Genomic DNA, 2,907 nt, shown 5'->3' with positions numbered 1-2,907 from the left:
AAACGCTTCGACTTCAAATGCCCGATCGAGGTGATGGGCGAAGTGATGCAAGAAGCCGTGGTGATGCGGCATGATGCTCCCGCTTCAATTCAATAACCGTGTTGCACTCAGATCCTGCAACCGCCCTTTCTATAAATTTAGAAAACGTTCTGAACGGATTCGGAACCAAATCTGAAAGCGTTCAGAACGCGCTAAAAACGCCGACGCTCTACGATGTGCTGGACTCGTGCTGATGGTGCGTTGCAGCGGCTGGTTTGCGCGGGTTTTTGATGAACATGGCTGTGCCGCCGTGACGCATATCGATCTCGAAAAGCTCTGACGTGCGAATGAGGTCGCCCAGCGTGCGGTGCCCGTAGTTCACTGCTGAGAAGGAGCTGTTGTTGCGTATGAACTCCCCAACCTGGCTCAGATGCGACCACCCAGCATCATCGGCGGTTTTCTCTGCAGCGGTCCTCAGCAATCGCACGAGAGATGTGTCGCTTCGCAGCTCGTTACGGGTGCGCTTCGTCGATTTGGGTGGCTCACCCTCAGCAGCCTTCTCCTGATCGTCGGTCATCAGGTTCTCGGTGTAGATAAACTGCGAGCAAGCATCCACGAACGGCTTTGGAGTCTTCTTCTCGCCGAAGCCATACACTGGCAACCCGCTTTCGAGAAGCCGAAGCACGAGCGGCGTGAAGTCGCTGTCGCTCGTCATGAGCGCAAAAGCATCGACGTTCTTGCTGTATAGCAAGTCCATTGCGTCAATGATCATCGCTGAGTCAGTGGCGTTCTTGCCCTTCGTGAAAGCGAACTGCTGCATGGGGCGGATAGCGTAGGGGTGAACCTTCTCGACCCAACCTGCGAGGTGGGGAGAACTCCAGTTGCCGTGGGCATGCCTGATGTTCACCATGCCGTATTTCGCAAGCTCGTCGAGCACACCGCCTATGGCGGCATGGCTTACGTTGTCACAGTCAATCAGCAGCGCTATCCGTTTCGACTCCACAGCTCATCCCTTACCAGTCCTTTTTGATCAGTCACTATGTCATCAGGCCAGCATCGGTAGCAACGCTGCATGCTGGTATCCAGCCGTAGGTTGCTGCTGTGTCAAGACGCTGAGATGATGCTTGCTTCGACATTCGCTGTGGGGATCGCCAGATGTCTTTGTCGATCATCACTGATCGGGCTGTTCCTGCCAGCCCCGATTGTCTGTTGGTCAGGGCCATGGCGAGACTTCGCATATGCTGTGTTTTATGGTTTCCTTCGCTCAATTAATTCATTTCTCATTAGATTAAAATTTCCACGATTTTAAATTCGATAAAATTGAGGGTGTATGTTAAGAATCACTGATTTCAACGAGTATTCAAAATTAAAACGAGTTTTTCTTGGTAGCAGGATTGAGAAATTAAAGCTAAATAATTTCTTGAATCGTATTGATCTTAAGGTGATGGCAGAAGATGATTGTTTATGTTTTCTCGATGATAGCATGCTGGGGCTATGGGGTGAGGGTATTCTTATTACCAAGAATTTTTTAGTTTACAATGTTTTGGGTGAGAGCGGGTATATTCCTCTGTTTAGCATATCTAACATTGAGTTCGTAGGTTCTGATGTTGTAATAAACAAATGCTTAGTTCTGACTTTTAGAAAAATTCCTTTAAATGTTATTTTTGACATTTTTAGGACCATATACTCCTGCCTGAAAAGAAATGATGTTTGTTTTCTTGATGTTAGTAATCATGCCAGTGGCAGCGGAATTATCAGAAATTGTTCGTTGGAAGATGAGGTTGTGAGCTTCTTTTTCTTCGTGAAGGCTAATGTAAATAAGGAAAAAATAGTTGAGTTGATGGGGGGCGATAGTTTTTCAAGTAAGGAAAATATCCGTGACTTTATTGCGGTTGATGAAAACTTGAGTAGGCTGTCAACAGCTCTTGTAGAGTTTTCCGGGCTTGAAGGAGATGAATGCAAGAAGACAATAGACTTTTTTTACATGGCGTTTAAGTATTACTCTTCCTTTTTTTACGACGAGTTGAATTATTATAAGGATGACCTGGCTCGTGCTGATGCACGTGAGTTAGAGAAATTGCGAAAGGAAGAGTCTGCAAGAAGCAACGCTTATGCCGACGAAAAATCTAAAATAAAGAGCCAAGACTTTTGCACATTTGTTAACACTTTCGCAATCAAGGGTGAGCCTTCCTCCAAATTTATTGATGACTTCTTGTCTGTAATAAACGGCTATTCTCGAAAATATAGAATGAACGAGATGGAGTATTGGTTCACTTTTTTAACGCACCTCGATTTTTATTTCTACACTTTGGCTAATAAAGAGGTTTTGCAAGTATCTGGTTTGAATCAGGTTTTCCTCGCGCCGTTTATATTTCTTCTTGAGGGGAACAAGGACCGTGTTCAGGAGCTTTCGATGTTGATGAATGATGAAGTTATCAACGACTCTATGGTGAGTATCATGTTTCTTATGGCGAATCAACGATCCGGTAATAAAGAGGGTAATTTCAATTTCTTATATGAAAAGCTTTCACTTTCTGAAAAAGGTATATCAGAAGAAGAGTTTATGCGCAGCCTGAATGTTGTTAAGGAGAAAACAGAGCGATTTGTATTCGAGACTTTGCGCCCTGATATAGAGCGGGAGTCTGGGATTAATAAACTGTTTTAGTATGGCGGTATGAAATTCCGGAAGTGTAAAGCCCCTATTCGGGGCTTTGGTTATGCAGCTTGTTGTTCCTCGGATTCTATTTTTTCAGCATCCATGCCAAAGAATTTGAAGAAGTCATCGAAGTCGAATTCTTTGTATTCCTGAATTCATAGAATAAGCGCAACGCTTGAAACGAGAGGCAGAGAGCCAGCCACCGGTAGAATCCAGGCTCTCACACCGAAGGATTCAAGCGCAGATGACTACGCATTACCGGCAGCTGACTC

Annotated in this window: 2 protein-coding genes; one reads left to right on the top strand and one right to left on the bottom strand. The window is 45.1% G+C overall.

The annotated features are described in order from the left end of the window. Positions 1-208 precede the first annotated feature (208 nt). Positions 209-982 (bottom strand): NYN domain-containing protein, encoded by a 774-nt coding sequence (locus tag AC19YT_RS27985; protein ID WP_044272840.1) that lies wholly within the window; start codon positions 980-982, stop codon positions 209-211. A gap of 327 nt (positions 983-1,309) precedes the next feature. On the opposite strand from AC19YT_RS27985, the gene AC19YT_RS27980 reads away from it, so the two are divergent. Next, complete coding sequence (locus AC19YT_RS27980) at positions 1,310-2,644, top strand: hypothetical protein (protein WP_044272841.1); 1,335 nt, start codon at positions 1,310-1,312, stop codon at positions 2,642-2,644. The last annotated feature ends 263 nt before the right edge of the window (positions 2,645-2,907 follow it).

The sequence above is a fragment of the Pseudomonas sp. MF08875 genome (assembly GCF_059862525.1).
The sequence above is the reverse complement of the archived record's forward strand: the minus strand, read 5'-3'. Positions and strand labels throughout refer to the sequence as shown.

Coding starts and splice junctions, on each gene's coding strand:
- AC19YT_RS27980 (WP_044272841.1), top strand. CDS start 1,310: ATGTTAAGAATCACTGATTTCAACGAGTATTCAAAATTAAAACGAGTT.